This window comes from Mesorhizobium sp. M0522, assembly GCF_040321085.1.
Lineage (GTDB): Bacteria > Pseudomonadota > Alphaproteobacteria > Rhizobiales > Rhizobiaceae > Mesorhizobium.
Map to the genome: position 1 here is coordinate 86,733 of NZ_JAMYQW010000014.1, position 17,654 is coordinate 104,386.

General features: G+C 62.4%; 19 protein-coding genes, 1 other RNA gene and 2 pseudogenes. 7 read left to right on the forward strand and 15 right to left on the reverse strand.

Features of this window, described 5'->3' with window-relative positions; translation table 11 throughout:
• Nucleotides 1-28 precede the first annotated feature (28 nt).
• The 3 genes from NKI58_RS17195 to miaA all read right to left on the reverse strand — a co-directional run bounded on the left by NKI58_RS17195 (nt 29) and on the right by miaA (nt 2,415).
• Nucleotides 29-415: an ester cyclase gene (locus tag NKI58_RS17195; protein ID WP_023676687.1), complete on the reverse strand. Its 387-nt coding sequence runs from the start codon at nt 413-415 to the stop codon at nt 29-31.
• A 132-nt stretch (nt 416-547) separates the two neighbouring features.
• On the reverse strand, nt 548-1,342 hold the full coding sequence (locus NKI58_RS17200) for a GGDEF domain-containing protein (protein WP_023676688.1): 795 nt from the start codon (nt 1,340-1,342) through the stop codon (nt 548-550).
• A 104-nt stretch (nt 1,343-1,446) separates the two neighbouring features.
• On the reverse strand, nt 1,447-2,415 hold the full coding sequence (miaA, locus tag NKI58_RS17205; protein ID WP_352636690.1) for a tRNA (adenosine(37)-N6)-dimethylallyltransferase MiaA: 969 nt from the start codon (nt 2,413-2,415) through the stop codon (nt 1,447-1,449).
• On the opposite strand from miaA, the gene serB reads away from it, so the two are divergent.
• Both serB and NKI58_RS17215 read left to right on the forward strand, forming a co-directional pair.
• Nucleotides 2,405-3,292 carry a phosphoserine phosphatase SerB gene (gene serB, locus NKI58_RS17210; RefSeq protein WP_023676799.1) on the forward strand — a complete coding sequence of 296 codons (888 nt, stop codon included), beginning with the start codon at nt 2,405-2,407 and terminating at the stop codon, nt 3,290-3,292. The genes miaA and serB overlap by 11 nt on opposite strands.
• Complete coding sequence (locus NKI58_RS17215; RefSeq protein WP_352786722.1) at nt 3,289-3,864, forward strand: GNAT family N-acetyltransferase; 576 nt, start codon at nt 3,289-3,291, stop codon at nt 3,862-3,864. Before serB ends, NKI58_RS17215 begins: the two co-directional genes overlap by 4 nt.
• 47 nt (nt 3,865-3,911) lie before the next feature.
• Here the strand turns inward: NKI58_RS17215 and NKI58_RS17220 are convergent, their stop codons facing one another.
• From NKI58_RS17220 to NKI58_RS17240, 5 genes are all read right to left on the reverse strand, one after another.
• Entirely contained in the window at nt 3,912-5,429 is a 1,518-nt protein-coding gene (locus NKI58_RS17220; protein WP_023676691.1) for a DegQ family serine endoprotease, read from the reverse strand.
• 146 nt (nt 5,430-5,575) lie between these two features.
• Nucleotides 5,576-6,538 (reverse strand): protease modulator HflC, encoded by a 963-nt coding sequence (hflC, locus tag NKI58_RS17225; protein WP_023676692.1) that lies wholly within the window; start codon nt 6,536-6,538, stop codon nt 5,576-5,578.
• Entirely contained in the window at nt 6,538-7,632 is a 1,095-nt protein-coding gene (hflK, locus tag NKI58_RS17230) for an FtsH protease activity modulator HflK (RefSeq protein ID WP_352456516.1), read from the reverse strand. Before hflK ends, hflC begins: the two co-directional genes overlap by 1 nt.
• 162 nt (nt 7,633-7,794) lie before the next feature.
• The gene (locus tag NKI58_RS17235; RefSeq protein WP_352786723.1) at nt 7,795-8,313 is read right to left on the reverse strand and encodes a dihydrofolate reductase; all 519 of its coding nucleotides are present in this window, start codon (nt 8,311-8,313) and stop codon (nt 7,795-7,797) included.
• Nucleotides 8,313-9,323: a DUF4424 domain-containing protein gene (locus NKI58_RS17240; protein WP_352786724.1), complete on the reverse strand. Its 1,011-nt coding sequence runs from the start codon at nt 9,321-9,323 to the stop codon at nt 8,313-8,315. The genes NKI58_RS17235 and NKI58_RS17240 overlap by 1 nt, the downstream gene beginning before the upstream one ends.
• A 140-nt stretch (nt 9,324-9,463) precedes the next feature.
• Between NKI58_RS17240 and cobF the strand changes: the two genes are divergently transcribed.
• A complete protein-coding gene (gene cobF / locus NKI58_RS17245) occupies nt 9,464-10,237 on the forward strand; it encodes a precorrin-6A synthase (deacetylating) (RefSeq protein WP_352589564.1) in 774 nt (257 codons plus the stop codon).
• A gap of 33 nt (nt 10,238-10,270) precedes the next feature.
• Here the strand turns inward: cobF and NKI58_RS17250 are convergent, their stop codons facing one another.
• The 6 genes from NKI58_RS17250 to NKI58_RS17275 form a co-directional block, all read right to left on the reverse strand.
• A complete protein-coding gene (locus tag NKI58_RS17250) occupies nt 10,271-10,612 on the reverse strand; it encodes a winged helix-turn-helix domain-containing protein (protein WP_023676697.1) in 342 nt (113 codons plus the stop codon).
• Nucleotides 10,613-10,693: 81 nt separating this feature from the next.
• Entirely contained in the window at nt 10,694-11,806 is a 1,113-nt protein-coding gene (gene modC / locus NKI58_RS17255) for a molybdenum ABC transporter ATP-binding protein (RefSeq protein ID WP_352589561.1), read from the reverse strand.
• Complete coding sequence (gene modB / locus NKI58_RS17260) at nt 11,803-12,507, reverse strand: molybdate ABC transporter permease subunit (protein WP_023676699.1); 705 nt, start codon at nt 12,505-12,507, stop codon at nt 11,803-11,805. Before modB ends, modC begins: the two co-directional genes overlap by 4 nt.
• Before the next feature lie 15 nt (nt 12,508-12,522).
• Nucleotides 12,523-13,314 carry a molybdate ABC transporter substrate-binding protein gene (gene modA, locus NKI58_RS17265; RefSeq protein WP_352471611.1) on the reverse strand — a complete coding sequence of 264 codons (792 nt, stop codon included), beginning with the start codon at nt 13,312-13,314 and terminating at the stop codon, nt 12,523-12,525.
• Between the two features lie 286 nt (nt 13,315-13,600).
• Complete coding sequence (locus NKI58_RS17270; protein WP_023676701.1) at nt 13,601-14,395, reverse strand: thymidylate synthase; 795 nt, start codon at nt 14,393-14,395, stop codon at nt 13,601-13,603.
• Between the two features lie 113 nt (nt 14,396-14,508).
• Nucleotides 14,509-14,820, reverse strand: coding sequence for a DUF2853 family protein (locus tag NKI58_RS17275; RefSeq protein WP_023676702.1), 312 nt, complete (start codon nt 14,818-14,820; stop codon nt 14,509-14,511).
• A 162-nt stretch (nt 14,821-14,982) separates the two neighbouring features.
• On the opposite strand from NKI58_RS17275, the gene ssrA reads away from it, so the two are divergent.
• From ssrA to NKI58_RS17290, 3 genes and pseudogenes are all read left to right on the forward strand, one after another.
• Nucleotides 14,983-15,338: a transfer-messenger RNA gene (gene ssrA, locus NKI58_RS17280) on the forward strand.
• Nucleotides 15,339-15,451: 113 nt separating this feature from the next.
• Nucleotides 15,452-15,992 (forward strand): annotated as a pseudogene (locus NKI58_RS17285) (AAA family ATPase).
• Nucleotides 15,993-16,157: 165 nt separating this feature from the next.
• On the forward strand, nt 16,158-16,898 hold the full coding sequence (locus NKI58_RS17290; RefSeq protein WP_352786725.1) for an SDR family oxidoreductase: 741 nt from the start codon (nt 16,158-16,160) through the stop codon (nt 16,896-16,898).
• A gap of 72 nt (nt 16,899-16,970) precedes the next feature.
• Here the strand turns inward: NKI58_RS17290 and NKI58_RS17295 are convergent.
• Nucleotides 16,971-17,471: pseudogene (locus NKI58_RS17295) on the reverse strand (LysR family transcriptional regulator substrate-binding protein); the annotation flags it as partial.
• Between NKI58_RS17295 and NKI58_RS17300 the strand changes: the two are divergent.
• Nucleotides 17,445-17,636, forward strand: a complete 192-nt coding sequence (locus NKI58_RS17300) for a hypothetical protein (protein ID WP_352786736.1) — start codon at nt 17,445-17,447, stop codon at nt 17,634-17,636. The pseudogene NKI58_RS17295 and the gene NKI58_RS17300 sit on opposite strands and share 27 nt — an antisense overlap.
• The last annotated feature ends 18 nt before the right edge of the window (nt 17,637-17,654 follow it).

Sequence of the window (17,654 nt, forward strand, 5' to 3'; positions counted from 1 at the left end):
AGCGACTTTTAGGCAGCGCTCGCAGATATCAAAGCTGAGTTTCGATGGCTGTCTTGTCTATAACTGACCACACCTGGCGAATTTTCCCTCTCTGAAACTCATAAAATACGTTCTCGGCAAACGAAATTCTCTTCCCGCTTACATCGAGCCCAAGGAACGTTCCCCTTGGCGCGCAGTCGAAGCTTAGCCGGCTCGCTACATAAGGCGGATCGGCAACCAATAGCTGAATGTCGAAGTAAAGGTCCGGAATTTCGTCGAAGTCTCTCACCAACATTTCGAGATAGCCGGACAATCCGAGCTTGCGACCGTTGTGGGTCACTTCATCATGAACAAACCGCCCCAGATTTGGCCAATCCTGCTTGTTCAGGCATGCAATATAGCCTCGGTAAAGACCGGAGAGATCGGATTTAGTCACGGCAACACCTCTATTTCCGCCAAGCCCCGCAAAGGCAGCATCTCAGCTTGACTGGGTGACGTCGGTCTGCGTGCACCGGAAACACAGAAAACGATACCAGACGGCCGGCATCACGAATTCAATGACGGAATTTCAGGCACAGACGCGGTTGCGCCCTTGCCTCTTCGCCTCATAGAGCTGGCGATCGGCGCGGCGATAGAACTCCTCGGCGGTTTCCTTGCGATCCCAGACGGCAAGCCCGACGCTGGTGGTGATTTTCAGTCGGACATTGCCCGTCAGCACCGACATGTTGGCGATCGCCTTGCGGATGCGCTCCGCGAATTTGGATAGCAGCTCGGCGTCCATATTGGGCGTGACCACCGCGAACTCCTCGCCGCCCAGGCGCGCCACCACGTCGTGATAGCGTGTCATGTCCTTGAGACAGTTGGCGACCGCCCGCAACACCTCGTCGCCGACATCGTGGCCGTGGCTGTCGTTGACCTGCTTGAAATGGTCGAGGTCGAGGATCATCAGCCCTACTGGTTTCTCGATGCGACGGAACTCTTCGAGATATTCCTTCAGCGCATCGTCGAAATAACGCCGGTTCTGCATGCCGGTGAGGCTGTCGGTGAGCGCCGCATGCTCTAGCGTCTCCGAACGCGCGCTGAGCGAAACGGTCATGGCGCGCAGCTTGCCTTCTTCCGTCGCCTGCTTTCGGATCAGCGGGTAGATGAAGAAAATGCCGAAGAACAGCGCAGTCGCCAGCAGCACGCCCGTCGCAAACAGCAGCTTGTTGAGATAGACGATTTCATCGAGTTCCGAAGGCGTATTGCTAATGTCGGCGGCCAGGGTTTGCAGGAGCCCATAGGCGTAAAGCGTCACCAGGCCGGCGGCCAGGATCACAAAAATAAAGACGAAAAAGGCTGATTCCGCCTTGTGGAAACGCATCTGCTCCCCGTTGGAAAGTTCGTAACGATCTTATGGCATGCGGGAACTTACGGACAGTTAACCTGGACAACTTCAACGCGAAATGTCCCCTCGGTGTCGACTTTTCAGGTTGCGCTCGAAGGAGGGAGTGAGAGTATCGAGTCGATCCCCTCACCAGGACGCAATCTCTGCCATTCCGGGCCCAATTGGTGCCTGAACCAGGTCGCCTGCCGTTTGGCATATTGCCGCGTCGCGATTTTCGCGCGCTCGATGGCCTCGGGAAAACTGAAGGCGCCGGCCAGCGCGGCCTGAAGCTCGCGAACACCGATTGCTTTCATCGCCGGCAGGTCGGGATCGAGGCCGAGCGCTGAAAGCTGTTTCACCTCGTCCAGTGCCCCCTTGTCCAGCATGCGGTCGAAGCGAGCATCGATCCGCTCCACCAGCGCCGCTCGCTCCGGCTCGATGACGAAAAAGCGCGCGCTGCTCCTGTCGATCAACGGCCGGCCACGCGCGGCCTGCCAGTCCAGGATGGAACGCCCCGACGCGTCGAGCACCTCCAGCGCCCGCACGATGCGCTGGCCATCCGTCGGCTTCAGCATCATGCCGGCCGCAGAATCCTCGCGCAACAGGATGCGGTGCAATCTCACTGCGCCCTGTTCCTGGAGCTCGTAGCGCCAGCGATCGCGGATCGACTTCGGAATGTCGGGCATCTCCGAGATACCTTCCGTGAGCGCCCGGAAATAAAGCCCGGTACCGCCGACGAAAATCACTGGCCGCTCCGAAAGCGTGCCGTCGTCGATTAGCTTCGTGACATCACGCAACCAGGCGCCGGTGGAATAGGCGGTGGACGGATCGACGTGTCCATAAAGAAAGTGGGGGACGCGGGCGAGTTCGGCAGGACCAGGCCGCGCCGTCAGCACGTCGAGCACCGAATAGCCTTGCATGGAATCGGTGTTGACGATGACACCGCCATTGCGCTCGGCGAGGTCGAGTGCGAGCGCCGACTTGCCGCTGGCGGTCGGCCCGGCTATCAGGATCGCGTTCTTCACGCGGCCTTCGCCCGCCTGTCCGCTGGAATTTTCGATGCCGCTGATCGCCACGCTTTTATCCCATCCCGCCGGCCGCGCATTGACGCCGACGCTAGCGAATATGGCCTCGCGGTCGGTCGGCGCAAGCGCTGTTCGCTGGCTGGCCGAAGGCATCGCCTGCGAGCTCGACTTGCCGGAGACCGCCGACGCTTCCGAAATAACGGCGCGCCTGCAGGCCGCGCTTGCTTCCGAACCGATCGACGTGGCCGTCCAGCCGGCTGAGAACAGGCGCAAGAAGATCCTGATCGCCGACATGGATTCGACGATGATCGACCAGGAATGCATCGACGAGCTTGCCGACGAGATCGGCGTCAAGGATCGCGTCGCCGCCATCACGGCGCGATCGATGAACGGCGAGATCGCATTCGAGCCGGCCTTGCGCGAGCGTGTGGCGCTGCTCAAGGATCTCGATGCCGCAATCATCGACCGCATCATCGACAATCGCCTGACGCTAGCCTCCGGCGGCCGCACGCTCGTCCAGACAATGGCGGCCAATGGCGCCTGGACGGCGCTGATCTCCGGTGGTTTCGACATCTTCACCACCCGCATCGCAGCATTGCTCGGCTTTCACGAAAATCGCGCCAACCGCCTGATCGAGCAGGATCGCCGCTTCACCGGCTTGGTCGCCGAACCGATCCTCGGCCGCGCCGCCAAGGCCGAAGCCCTTATCGAGATTTCCGCCCGCCTCGGCCTGACGCCTGCCGATGCCATTGCCGTCGGCGACGGCGCCAACGATCTCGACATGATCCGTCTTGCCGGCATCGGCGTCGCCTTGCATGCCAAGCCGGCCGTGGCAGCCGAGGCAAAGATCCGCATCGACCACGGCGACCTCACCGCCTTGCTTTATCTGCAGGGTTATCGCCGGGAGGAATTTGTCGAATGACGCCGATCCGCACCGAGCGCCTGATCCTGCGCAACTGGGGAGATCGTGACCGCGAGCTCTTCCATCGCATCAATTCCGACGAGCGCGTCATGGAATTCTTTCCGTTTCGGCGTGACCGTGCCCAGTCGGACGCCAAGATGGAGGAGTTGCGCGCGGCTATCGATCGCGACGGCTTCGGCTTCGCGGCCGCTGAGATCGCAGCCACAGGTGAATGCATCGGCTTCGTCGGCATAACCCGAACCGATCATTTGCCATTCCTGCCGCGCGGCACGATCGAGATCGGCTGGCGGCGGCTGGCACCCGAATTCTGGGGCCGCGGCTATGTCACCGAAGCAGCCGAAGCCTGGCTCACCCATGGCTTTGAAAGACTTGGCCTCGACGAAATCGTGTCCTTCGCAGTCAAGGATAACAGCCGGTCCACTGCCGTCATGGAGCGCCTGGGCATGATCGCCGACCCGGCCTCCGACTTCGACCATCCCGGTGTTCCGGACAGCCACACCGCACTCAGGCGACATGTTTTCTACAGGCTGCCGCGCACAGACTGGCAGGCAAGAAAAAGGGCGGCCCGCTAGCCGCCCTTTTTCGTTTCAAGATCAGAGTGTTGCAGGCTCTTCCGGACTCAATCCATCCGGATTGTCACAAACCGCAGCTCGCCGGTCTTCGACGCCAGCATCAAAAGCGCGTTCTTGCGCCCCTGCTCCTTCAGCGCGCCGATCCGGTCCATGACGTCCTTGGGCGTTGCGACCGATTCCTGCGCGATCTCGGTGATCACCTCGCCCGGCTGGATACCGCGTTCGGCTGCCGCCGAATCCTTGGCGACGTCCGTCACGACGACGCCGGAGACATCGGTGGCGATGCCGAATTTCGTGCGCGTCTCCTCATTGAGCTCGCCGATCGTCATGCCGAGCACGGCAGCCGTCGAAACCGCAGGCGCCTTGTCGGCATCGTCCTGGTCGGTGTTGCCGTTTTCACCGCCGCTGGCAAGCTTTTCGCCGTCCTCGAGCCGGCCGAGCGTCACCTTGACGGTCTGCTCGACCCCTTTGCGCACGATGATCACGTCGACCGCCTTGCCGACCGGGCTCTCCGCCACGACGCGCGGCAGGTCGCGCATTTCATGGATGTCCTTGCCGTCGAATTTGATGATGACGTCGCCGGCCTGGATTGTGCCGTTGTCGACCGGCCCGCCCTTGATGACGCCGGCGACCAGCGCGCCCTTGGCGGTCGCCATGCCCAGGCTTTCGGCAATGTCGTCGGTCACCGGCTGGATGCGCACGCCGAGCCAGCCGCGCCGCGTCTCGCCGAACTGGCGAAGCTGGTCGACGACGCCCGAGGCAAGCTGCGACGGGATCGAGAAGCCGATGCCGATCGAGCCGCCCGATGGCGAGATGATTGCCGTGTTGATGCCGATGACCTCGCCGCTGCTGTTGAACAGCGGTCCGCCGGAATTGCCGCGGTTGATCGCGGCATCGGTCTGGATGAAGTCGTCATACGGGCCGGAATTGATGTCGCGATTGCGTGCCGAGACGATGCCGACCGTCACCGTGCCGCCGAGACCGAACGGATTGCCGATCGCCATCACCCAGTCGCCGACACGCATCGTGTTGGAATCGCCGAACTTCACCGCCGTCAGCTTGTGCCCTTTCGGATCGACCTTCAGCACCGCGACGTCGGTCTTGGTGTCGGTGCCGACCAGCGTCGCCTTGAGCGTCACCCCATCGGAGAAATTCACCTCGATGTCGTCGGCATCGGCAATGACGTGGTTGTTGGTCACCACGATGCCCTGCTCGGCGTCGACCACGAAGCCGGAGCCCAGCGACTGCACCTTTTGCCCGCCGCCGCCCTTGTCGCCGCCACGGTTCTTGAAGAAATCGTCGAAGAAGTCCTGGAAGGGCGAGCCTTCCGGCAGCTGCGGCATCGGCACTGCGCCCGGCCCCTCAGTGCCTTTAACAGTCTGCGACGTCGAGATGTTGACCACGGCGCCAAGCAGGCCGGCGGCGAGATCGGCAACCGAGGGCGGCCCGTCGGCTGCCATCGTCGGCGCCACGAACGACGGAACGGCAACGGCGCCGACCAGAAGCGCAGCGGCCCCGGCGATGAACGTCCGCCTCGCTGCACGCAGAAGGGTGGTGGATGTCATCGAAAGGCCTCCGGGTGTTCTGAAAAAAAACCGCTTCGGCAAAAATGCCGGTCCGCGTCATGTTGGCAAGAAATAAGGCACGTTTGCGGCTATGGCTACCGCCAGAGAATAAATCCTCTGTTACGCCGGCTATCCCTGCACCGGCCCTACTGGCCGGTGCTTGGCTGCGCTGCCGGTGGGGCGGGAGCGGCAGGTGCTGGCGCTGGTGCCGCCGGTGCCACAGGCGTTTCCTTGCTGTCCGGGTCGCGGAAGAAGCGGAAGAACTCGGAATTCGGCGACAGCACCATCGTCGTTCCGGCGCTGTTCAGCGCCGTGCCATAGGCATTCATCGACCGATAGAAATCGAAGAAGGCCGGATCGCGCTGATAGGCCCCGGCAAACGTGGCACTGCGCTGGGCTTCACCTTCACCGCGCAGGATTTCAGACTCTTTTTGCGCTTCGGCGACGATTTCGACCACTTCGCGGTCGGCGCGAGCCCTGATCCGCTGCGCTGCCTCATTGCCTCGCGCCCTCAGCCGCTCGGCTTCGGCGAGACGTTCGGCCTTCATGCGATCGAAGGTCTGCTGCGAGACTTCGGCCGTGAGATCGGTGCGGCGGATGCGGACATCCTCGATCTGCAGGCCAAGCGAGGTGGCATCGGGCCTCAGCTGATCGCGCACCTCGCGCATCATCACCGCGCGCTCTTCCGAGAGCGCCGCCTCGAAGTCTCGCAGGCCATAGACGCGGCGCAAGGCGGCGTCGAGACGCGTCCTCAGCCGGGCCTCGGCCAGTTCGATCTGGCCGGACACCGCGGCGCGGAACACGCGCGGATCCGAGATACGATAGGCGATAAAGGCATCGACCTCATAGAATTTGCCGCCCGAAACCTGGACACGGATGTTGTCGAGGTCGAAGCGCAGGACCCTGTTTTCGATCAGCTGCACGGTGTCGGCATCGAAGAAGGAGAATGGCGCCTTGAAATAGATGCCCGGCTGGTTCTTGACGTCGACGATTTCGCCGAACCTGAGCACCAGCGCCTGCTGGCGCGCATTGACGACGAAGACCGACGAGTAGAGCAGGAACAGGATGACCGCGGCGATGACCGCAATGACGGGAAGACGGTTGGCCATCACTGGTTTCCTCCGGTGGCCGGTGTCGGCGCCTTCTGCTGCAATGCCGGCAGCGGCAGGTAGGGAACGACCCCTTGCCCGTTGCCTTGCTCGACGATGACCTTGCTCGAATCCTTCAGCACCCTCTCCATCGTTTCCAGGTAGAGTCGCTTGCGCGTCACCTCCGGCGCCTTGGCATATTCGTCATAAACCGAGATGAAGCGCTGCGCCTCGCCTTCGGCCTCCTGCACGACCCGGTTTTTGTAGGCGGCCGCGTCTTCGCGGATCTGTGCGGCCGCACCGCGTGCCTGGCCGAGCTTCTGATTGGAATACTGATTGGCCTGCTCGACGAACTTGTCCTCGTCCTGCTCGGCGCGCTGCACCTCGTCGAACGCGTCTGCCACCTCGCGCGGTGGCGCGGCGTCCTCGATCGAAATGGCGTTGACGTTGAGGCCGGCCTTGTAACCGTCCAGCGTCGTCTGGATGATCTCACGCACCGACGCCGCGATGCCTTGCCGGTCGTCGCGGAAAATGTCTTGCGCCGGGCGCCGGCCGACCGCTTCGCGCATCGCGCTTTCGGCGACCTGCTGCAGCATGCCGTCCGGGTCGGACACGTCGAACAGATAGGCCTTAGGGTCGGAGACCTGATAGGCCACAGAGAACTGCACATTGACGATGTTCTGGTCGCCGGAAAGCATCAGGCCATTGCCGCTGGAACTGCCGCCGCCGATACTGACAAGCTGCTCGGCGATGTTGGCGGTCTCGACCGTTTCGATGGGCCACCAATGGAAATGCAGGCCAGGCTGCGACAGCTCCGCCTTCGGCTTGCCGAACCTGAGTTCCACCGCAACTTCGTCGGGCTGCACGGTGTAGACCGCCTTGAACGCCCATAGCACCACCAGCGCCGCGGCAATCAGCCCGAACACGGCAGGGCTCGCGCCACCGCCGCCCGGCAGCGCGCGCCGCAACCTGTCCTGCCCGCGCCGGATGATATCCTCGAGATCGGGAGGCGAGCCCTGCGGGCCGCTGGGTCCTTTTGGTCCCTGACCCCAAGGCCCCTGATTGTTGCCGCCGCCCCACGGGCCGCCGCCGCCGCTCTTGTCGTTCCAGGGCATAAATGTCCTTTCGCTTGGAATTCCCTCAAGCGCCGGCTCACCGGCGCAAAATCCAATATTATTATTCTATAGGGATGCAGCGGCACGCTTTCAACGCGATCGGCTGCCGCCACTGTCCGCCTTTTGGGTCCATCTAGACCTGTCGCGACCCCTTTGTCGCCTTCAATGCACGTCGCGGCGCCGCTCGTAAACCGAATAGCGTGTCGCATGGCTGTCCTTTTCGCCAGCCTCCACCTCCTGCGAGCGGACGATCCGCCACAGCGCCGGATCGATCGGCGGGAAATGGGCATCGCCGTCGACCGCGGCCAGAACATGGGTCACGTGCAGCCGATCGGCCAACGGCAGCGCCTGAGCGTAGATCTCGCCGCCGCCGATGACGCAGATCTCGTCGGCGCCGGCCATGCAGCGCCCGCGCACCGTCGCCAGCGCGATTGCGTCCTTGATCGAGTGCGCGACTTCGACGCCCTCGGCGCGCCATGCCCTGTCTCGTGTCACCACGATGTTGAGCCTGCCCGGCAATGGGCGGCCGATGCCTTCATAGGTCTTGCGGCCCATGATGATGGGCTTGCCCATCGTATCGGCTTTGAACCGCTTGAGATCGGTGGACAGCCGCCAGGGCAACCCACCCTCGCGCCCGATCACGCCGTTCTCGGCGATGGCGACATAAATCGCGAGGTCCATCAGCCGCCGTTTCCGCCATCGGATGGCTCCAGCAGCAATATGTCGATGTCGTGCTCGGGGTAGAAGTTCTGCGCCTTCATCTCGAACGTCGTCGGTCCGATCTTCCTGACGTTTTCGCCGCAAAACGAGACCAGGTTCTTCGGATCGCCCTTGTCGACGGTCAGCTTGAACGTGCCGATGTTTCCCGACGCCCAGTTGCCGCCGGTGGTCAGGATATAGGCGATGCGGTTCTCGAAATATTTAGGGTAGCCGTCGGGATCGTCCTTGGCTGCCTTGCGCACGGCATTCTCGAAGGCATCGTCCATGCAGTAGCGTGTCTTGTAGGCGGCATACTGACCCTGGAACTGGCCGTCATAGAAGAAGCTGACCGAAGAGGTGCCGCCGACGCTCGGCTTGTAGCGATGCGAGACATGGACCGCCTTGTTGGCCGGAAACGTCGAGCGCCACCAATAGGTCGAGCGCAATTGCCAGAACGGCGTATAGACGGTCTTCATGCCCGAACCGTCGTCGGCAGTGTCCTCGATGATGATGCCGCGGTTGACCCAGTCGTCGGCGACCGCTTGCGGCAGCTTTGCCAGCGCTGCCTTGGCCCCATCGCCGAACGGATAGAATGGCACGGCCTGCGCCTTCAGGTCAGCGCCGATGTCGATGCCGAGCGCGAACACCTTCTGCTCGAGCTGCGGCTTTGCCGGCACCGCGTCGATCGTCACTTCGAAGCCGAGGAAATTGTCGCTCTGCGCCTCCGGAATCGCCGGTATTTCTTCGGGATCGCCTTCGATGTCGGGCATCGGAAAGGCGACGATCGCATCGACATCCTTGTCGGTGTTGTTGCGGAAGACGTAGTCGACCGTCACCTTTTCCGGCGAGATGTAGAGATCCTCGCTTTCCATCGCCACCGCATCGCTGCGCGAAAGGATCAGCCCACCGGTGCCGAGTTCGGCGACCGAATCATTGGCGAGCGCAGGCGTAGCCGAGAGCGCCAAGGCTGCGGTCAGGACGTAACGGAACATGGAAGCTCCCCCGGCGAGATGCCAACATGACTCTAGCTGTTCAATGTGGCGTTTCAAAGCCTTTCGGCAAATGCGCCGGCGCCCGCCGGCATGTCGTGTCGGTCTAGACACGCCGGTCCCGATCGGGCAGGAGTTCGCCCATGCGCAAGCTTCTCGTCATCGGCATCGGCGCCGGCAATCCGGAGCACATGACGGTCCAGGCCATTAACGGTCTCAACCGGGCCGACGTGCTGTTCATTCCCGACAAGGGCGCCAAGAAGAACGATCTCGCCGAATTGCGCCGCCAGATCTGCGACCGCTTCGTCATTAATCCGAACTCGCGCCGTGTCGAATTCGAGGTGCCGGTGCGCGCCGAGCCGGCGCCTTCCTACCGCTCGACCGTCGACGACTGGCACGAGGCGATCGCCGCGATCTACGAAGGCCTGATCCGCGACGAACTCCCTGAAGATGGCTCCGGCGCCTTCCTGATCTGGGGCGATCCGTCGCTCTACGACAGTGCGCTGCGCATCCTCGACCGCGTGCGCCTCAGAGGCAGTGTAGCGTTCGAGCTGGAGGTCATCCCTGGCATCACCGCCATCCAGGCACTCGCAGCCAGCCACAAAATGGCATTGAACCGGATCGGCGACGCCATTTTGATCACCACCGGCCGCCGGCTCGCCGAGGAAGGTCTGCCCGAAAACGCCGGCAGCACCATCGTCATGCTGGACGGCAAATGCGCCTTCAACACGCTGGACGACAACGACGTCACCGTCCACTGGGGCGCCTATCTCGGGACGCCCGACGAGATCGTCATCTCGGGCCGGATTGGCGACGTCGGCGACAAGATCGTGAGCACCCGTGAGCAGGCCCGCCGGAAAAAAGGCTGGATCATGGACACCTATCTGCTGCGCAAGCCGGGCGAGCCTAAGAAGTAACAGGGATCACACGCGGCATGAATTCCGCCGGCGTCACGCTGCGTCGATCTCGGCCTGCAGCGCCTCCATATGCGCCGCCGCTGCTGAAGACGCAGCCCGCTCGATCGCGCGGAAGCGGCTGACCACAGCAAGCCCAACCGATGTCAACTGGGCGCCACCGCCTTTTTTGCCGCCCGTCTGTGCCGCAACCAGCGGCTTGCCGAACACGCGGTTCATGTCTTCGACCAGATCCCAGGCGTGCTTGTAGGACATCTCCATGCCGCGTGCCGCGGCCGAAATCGAGCCGAAGGCGGCGATCTGTTCCAGAAGCTCGATCTTGCCCGGTCCGATGCGGCCATCTGGATCGAGATTTATCCGCAAACTCAGCGACGGCATTTGCTCCTCCGCGGTGACGCTATTCTACAAGTTCTGCAGCGATACCGCTATTCCAAAACGATATAGCGAATCATCGGCCGTTCACTCATCCGCCTCGGCGGGCAGGCCGGCGCCGGTATTCGCCCGGTCGAAGCTCACCGTCTTGACCACGGCGAAGACCTGTCGACCAAGCCGAAGCCCCAGTGTCTGCCGCGACTGTTCGGTGATGCGGGCAAGCACGGTTGCGCCATTGCAGTCGAGGCCAATCTCGACCGTAGGCCCTTCGCCCGGCTCTATCGCCACGATCGTGCCCGGCAATATGTTGAGCGCGCTGAGGCCAACCGGCTGCTCGGTGGCGATCATCACGTCGCGGGCACGGATGCGGACGCGCACCGGCGCACCGGCTGGCGTTGCCAGAAGCGGCACCCGGATCTCGCCCGCCAATGAGCCTAGCACCGTCATGCCAAAGGCTTCGTCGTGGCGCAGAACCGCGGTATCCAGCACGGCACCGCCCTCGCCGCGCTCTTCGGCCGGCAATAGATCCAGACGCTGCATGATCGCTCCGGTCGGACCGGAAGCGGCGACCTTTCCTTGCATCAGCACCACGACGTCGCTCGCCAGCCGCGCCACTTCGGCGATAGAGTGGCTGACATAGACGATCGGGATTTTCGTCTCGTCGCGCAGCCGCTCGATATAAGGCAAGATCTCGGCCTTGCGCCCCTCGTCGAGCGAAGCCAGCGGCTCGTCCATCAGCAGCAATTTCGGACTGGCAAGCAGCGCCCTGCCGATTGCCACACGCTGCTTCTCGCCACCGGAGAGTTTTGCCGGCCGCCGGTCGAGCAAATGGCCGATCCCGAGCAGTTCGACCACGCCATTGATATCCGCGTAACGCTCGGCAGCCGGCGTGAACCAGCGGCCATAGCGCAGATTGCTCGCCACGCTCATATGCGGAAACAGCCGCGCATCCTGGAACACCATACCGATCCGCCGTTTGTGCTTCGGCACGAACAGACCGGCATCGCTATCGACCAGCACGCGGCCATCTGCCGCGATACGACCTTTGTCGGGGCGGATCAGCCCGGCAATCAAATTGATCAGCGTCGTCTTTCCGGAGCCGGAAGGCCCGAACAGCGCAGTCAGCCGCCCGGCGCTTTCGAAGCGGGCATTGACGGTGAAATCGCCAAGCCGGTGGCTGATGTCGACCTGAACCGTCATTCGATGTCCATCCGCCGGCCGACGCGCCGCGCCAGCACTTCCGAGGCAACAAGTGCCGCCATCGAGATGACGATCGAGATCAGCGTCAGCCTGAGCGCGCCGGCGTCGCCGCCGGGAACCTGCGTGAAAGTGTAGATCGCCGACGGTAGCGTCTGCGTCTCGTTCGGAATGTTGGAGACAAAGGTGATCGTCGCGCCGAATTCGCCCATCGCCTTGGCGAAGGAGAGGATCGCACCGGCGATCAGGCCGGGCAGGATAAGCGGCAGCGTGATCGTGCCGAATACCCATAGCGGATTGGCGCCGAGCGTGCCGGCGGCCGCCTCGATTTTGCGGTCGACGGCCTCGATAGACAGCCGGATGGCCCGCACCATCAGCGGAAAGCCCATCACGCCGCAGGCGAGCGCGGCGCCAGTCCAGCGGAAGGAAAAAACGATGCCGAAATGTTCGGCCAGGAAAGCGCCGGCCGGACCACGTTTGCCGAAAGTCAAAAGCAGCAAATAGCCGGTCACCACCGGCGGCAGGATCAGCGGCAGATGCACCAGACCATTGAGCAGCGTCTTGCCCCAGAACTGGCCGCGGGCAAGCACAAGAGCGATCAGAATGCCCGGCGGCAGGCTGGCAATCATCGCCACGGTCGCCACCTTGATCGACAGCCGGACCGCATTCCATTCGTCGGGAGCGAGATCCAGCAGCCAGTTCATGTGCGGTGCCGTACGTCAGTTGCTCGGCGCGAGGATTGTAAAACCTTGCGCCTTGAAGAGTTCGCCAGCCTTGGCGGATTGCAGGCATTTCAGGAATGCCGGGGTATCCCTGCTCTTCGAATCGGCAAGCTGGGCGACCGGATAGATGATCGGCGGATGGGTACCCGCGGGGAAAGTGCCGACCACCTTGACGCCAGGTTCCGCATGCGCATCCGTGGCGTAGACGATGCCGAGTGCTGCCTCGCCGGTCGATACCAGTTTTAGAGCGGCGCGGACATTCTCGGCCTGCGCCACCTTGCCTTCGACCGAAGACCAGGCACCGAGCGATTCGAGGGCTGCCTTGCCGTATTTGCCTGCCGGCACAGCTTTGACATCGCCCATGGCAAGTTTGCCGTCACCGACGAGCTTGGCAAGATCGAAACCCTTTTCGATCCTGGTTTCAACCTTGGAATCCCGCGGCGCAACCAGCACGATCTGGTTACCGAGCAGTTTCACTTGGGTTTCGGGCTTGGTCAGCTTCCTGTCGGCAAGATATTTCATCCAGTCGAGATCGGCCGAGATGAACAGGTCTGCCGGCGCGCCGCTTTCAATCTGCCTGGCCAGCGCCGAGCTCGCCGCGTAGGAAATGGTTGCCGCCTCGCCGACATCGGCCTCGCAGGCCTTGTTGACGGCATCGAGCCCATCCTTCAGGCTCGCCGCGGCAAACACGACCACCTTGTCATCGGCATGGGCCGCCGGCACCGCGGCCATCAGGATGGCGGCGAGACCCGCGATGGCAATCGTCGTCGAACCTTTGCGCGCCAGCATGAAACTCTCCTCGTCTCGGAACGCCCGAAGCCGTCCATCGATATATCCATGTGAACATAACAAGGAAAGGCTCCTTACCGCCGACGGCATTCTGAGCTGAGGTTTTCCCGGCCTGCGATAATCTTCGTTGGATACAGCGGTACCGACGCCGAAGGAAATATTCACATGAAAATCAGCGACCAGGGATTGCGCGTCAAGTCGACGTCGGCCAATCAAGATGGATGCTGACAACGCCCGAGGGCGCAGCCGCAGTAGGCAATGTCGATATGCACGGTCAGCTATGGTGCTAGACCGCGATCGGCGCCTTGATCGTCGCGTCGGCGAAATAGTTCTCGAGCCGGAAATCCTCGAAGCGGAAGGCAAAGAGATCCTTCACCTCGGGATTGATCCACAGCGTCGGCAACGCCTTGGGCGTACGCCGCAATTGTTCGCGCGCCTGTTCGAAATGGTTCGAGTAAAGATGCGCGTCGCCGAGCGTGTGGATGAAATCGCCGGGTTTCAATCCGGTCACCTGCGCCACCATCAGCGTCAGCAACGCATAGGAAGCGATGTTGAACGGCACACCGAGAAAGATATCGCCCGAGCGCTGGTAGAGCTGGCAGGAAAGCTTGCCTTCCGAAACATAGAACTGGAACAGGCAGTGGCAGGGCGGCAAGGCCATGGCCTCCACCTCGGCCGGGTTCCACGCCGAAACGATCAGCCGCCGCGAATTAGGATTTTTGCGTATCTCCTTCAGAAGATTCGCAATCTGGTCGATGGCGCCGCCATGGCCGTCCGGCCACGACCGCCATTGTTTGCCATAGACCGGGCCGAGATCGCCGTTCTCGTCGGCCCACTCATCCCAGATCGAGACGCCGTGATCGTTGAGATATTTGATGTTGGTGTCGCCGGCCAGGAACCACAAAAGCTCGTGGATAATCGACTTCAGGTGCAGCTTCTTGGTGGTGGTGACCGGAAAGCCGCGGGCCAGGTCGAAGCGCATCTGGTAGCCGAATACCGAGCGCGTTCCGGTGCCGGTGCGGTCGCCGCGATCAGCGCCGTTTTCCAGCACATGCTTCAGAAGGTCGAGATACTGGCGCATCGGCTCCGGTCCGATTCGGGTTGTCAGCCATCATAGCCGAATGACCGTCGGCCGAACACAGCAAAGCGAGACGATTCCAGCAGAAGCCTCACCAGCACCGGCGGCCAGGTTGCTCAGAGCGAGCCGAGCATGCCCAGATCCTTGGCGACGAGGTAATAGAATGTCACCCGGCTCTTGCTGTTGTCGGCCGCCATAGCCTTGCAGGTCTTTTCGATAGCCGCATCCGCCTTGGCACCGTCGGTGACGCCGAGCTTGCCGGCGACCCAGCTGTTCCTGACGCGCTTCAGTTCCTCCGGGTCGGTGCAGGACACCAGCGAGGAATCGCGGTTCCTGAGCGCGATGCCCAGATGCTTGACGATCTTGGCGACCGCGTCGGCATCCGCCGCCGCATCATATTTCTTTACGTCTGCGAGATAATCGGCCATCGAATTTCCCCTCGTCGGCGCCACGGGATCCGGTCAATGAGGATTGTGGCGCGCTGCCGCAAGTATGCGCTAGGTCTCCTCACCGCCACAAAGCTTCGGTTGAGACCGGCTGCAAGTCAACCCCTTGATGATCCACTTTAACACGGACGAAAGTGGCATTCCGGCCTTTCATTTTCCACCGTCAGTCCCTATATTCGCCTCGTCGGCTCGACCGACTATGGCGATAAACAGGCGATGAAATAAGCCGTTCGGACCCGGGGGCGGTACCCGGCGCCTCCACCAAAAACCGCTGCTCAGGAGCGGCTTTTGCTGGGGGCGAAATAGGATCGACGAAGGTGTAAAGATCGTACTTTTGCCCGGCATTGTACCACCGTTATCGGGCTAAACTTATAGTTGCCAACGACAACTATGCGGAAGCACGTCTCGCCGCGTAAGCGGTGCGATAGCTTCAATTCAAGCCCTAGTGGTTCGCACTTCTAGGCGGGGTTCGGAGGTACCTGGCAACAGAAACCTCCATTTCTCCCTCTCGACATATGCAGAAGCAGGCCCCGCCGGCCGGGCTTTCATGCGTCCTGACGGGTCCAAAAAACGCCTGTCTTCATACTTCCCCCATCCGATCCATGGATCAGAAATGCGAAACGATTCCAATCGGTTTTTCGTGCTGACCGGCGGTCCGGGCTCAGGCAAGACAACGTTGATCGAGGCTCTTAAGGTGGCAGGCCTCGCAACCTCGGGCGAAGCCGGCGCAGCATCATTCACGACCAATTGGCGATAGGCGGCAAGGCCCTGCCCTGGCGGCTCTGTTCGCCGAGTTGATGCTGTCTTGGGAGTTGCGCTCCTACCGGATCGCGGGCGAGCAATCCGGCCTGGTCTTCTTCGATCGCGGCGTGCCGGACACTCTTGGCTATCTGCGCCTGACCGGGGTGCCGGTTCCCGATCACGCCACGAATGCCGCCCGACGCTTCCGCTATGCCAGGCGCGTCTTCGTCGCGCCGCCATGGCCGGAAATCTTTCGGCAGGACAACGAACGCAAGCAAACGATGGACGAGGCTGAACGCACCTTTCACGCACTCGTCGCCGTTTACACGGAACTAGGCTACGAGCTGGTGCCGCTGCCCTTGGCGCCCGTCGACCCGCGGCTGCGGTTCGTCCTCTCCGAGACAGCGTCGTAGCGAAGCGCCGCAAGCGACGGTTTTGCGAAAGCCCAAGGGCCTCCCATCATCGGAACCTCCGATGGCAGCATTCGTTTCTTCCCGTTTCCCTTCTTCCACGCCTTTGCGGGACAAGGCCTCGCCGCGTGTGGTCATGCCCGGCGAGCTGCCTCATGGAGAGATAAGATGAACCAGGAAACCACACCAAAACACGAACGCATCCTGATCGTTGGCGGCAGTTCCGGTATGGGGCTGTCGCTTGCCGAACAGCAGCTTGCCGCCGGCGCCGAGGTTACGATCGTCGGCCGCTCCGAGGACCGGTTGTCGGCCGCACGGCAGCGCTTGCCTCACCCGGAAAGGCTGAGGACGATCGCAGCCGACGTCACAAGCGAGGACGAGGTCCAGCGCCTGTTCCAGGATGTCGGCATGCTCGACCACATCGTCTCGACCGCCGCCGACGTTACCGGCGTCTATGTGTTGCTTCCCGAGATGGATATCTCGGTGGCGCGCAAAGTGATGGATTCCAAAGTCGTCGGACCGCTTCTTCTTGCCAAGCATGGCGCGCCTCGTCTGACGCCTAGGGGATCGATCACGCTGACCTCAGGCATCGCCGCCTATCGTCCGGCGGCGAAAGGCTCGGTGGTGGCAGCCGTTAATGGGGCACTTGGCTCACTCGCCTACGCGCTTGCCGTCGAACTGGCGCCGATCCGCGTCAACGTCGTCTCGCCGGGCTGGGTCGACACGCCGATCTGGGATGCCGTCGTCGGCAGCGGAAAGATGGCTGCGCTGGAGGCCATGGCAAAGCGTCTGCTCGTCGGCCGGATCGGCCAGGCAACCGACATTGCCCAAGCCATCACGTCCCTCATGCACAACGGCTTCATCACCGGAACCGTGCTTCATGTCGATGGTGGCCAGCGGCTGGTCTAGTGACGGCCAGATTTCGCGAACCATTGCGAGGAACAGCCGCATGACCGGCGCTTGAATGCGCCGGTGGCGCCATACCATGATGACCGGCGTCACCGGGCTGCTTGCGACCCAAGGCAACACGACGATATTGGCGTCAGCCGCGGAAGCCACGAGACGCGGAACCAGCGCGCAGCCAAGACCGGCTGCGACAAGGCCCCGTATCGCACCCATGCTGGCGAACTCGCCGACGAGTTTTGGACGGTCAGGCAACATTGCGGCAAACGTTTCGTCGAACATCCGCCTATAGACGCAACCGGGCTGGGTCACGACGAAGGCCTCGTCAGCCAGATCGTCGGGCGTTATGGCAGAATATCCGGCCAACCGGTGATTTGCCGGCATTATGGTGACGAGCTCTTCTACTGCCACTTGCTCGCTTCGCAGCTCCGGCGCCGCCGCCGGGACGGCTCCGAAATGGAAAGATACGTCCAGCGCCCCGCTTGTCACGCCGGCACGCAACCCACTGCTATCGTCCGCCCTGAGGTTCAGTTCCACATCGGGATGGCGCCGATGGAATTCCGCCAGCAGAGCTGGCAAGCGTGTCGAGCAAAGCGTTTCCAGGCCGCCGACAGTCAGGCGAGCGGCAACGGTGCCGCTCGCGTCGGCGACTGCGGAACGGGCTTCGTCCGCGAGGTCGAGGAGATCGTTTGCGTAGTCCAGCAGGCGTTGTCCCGCCGCCGTCAGCTTCAAGCCACGCCGTGATCTGTCGAACAGCGACGT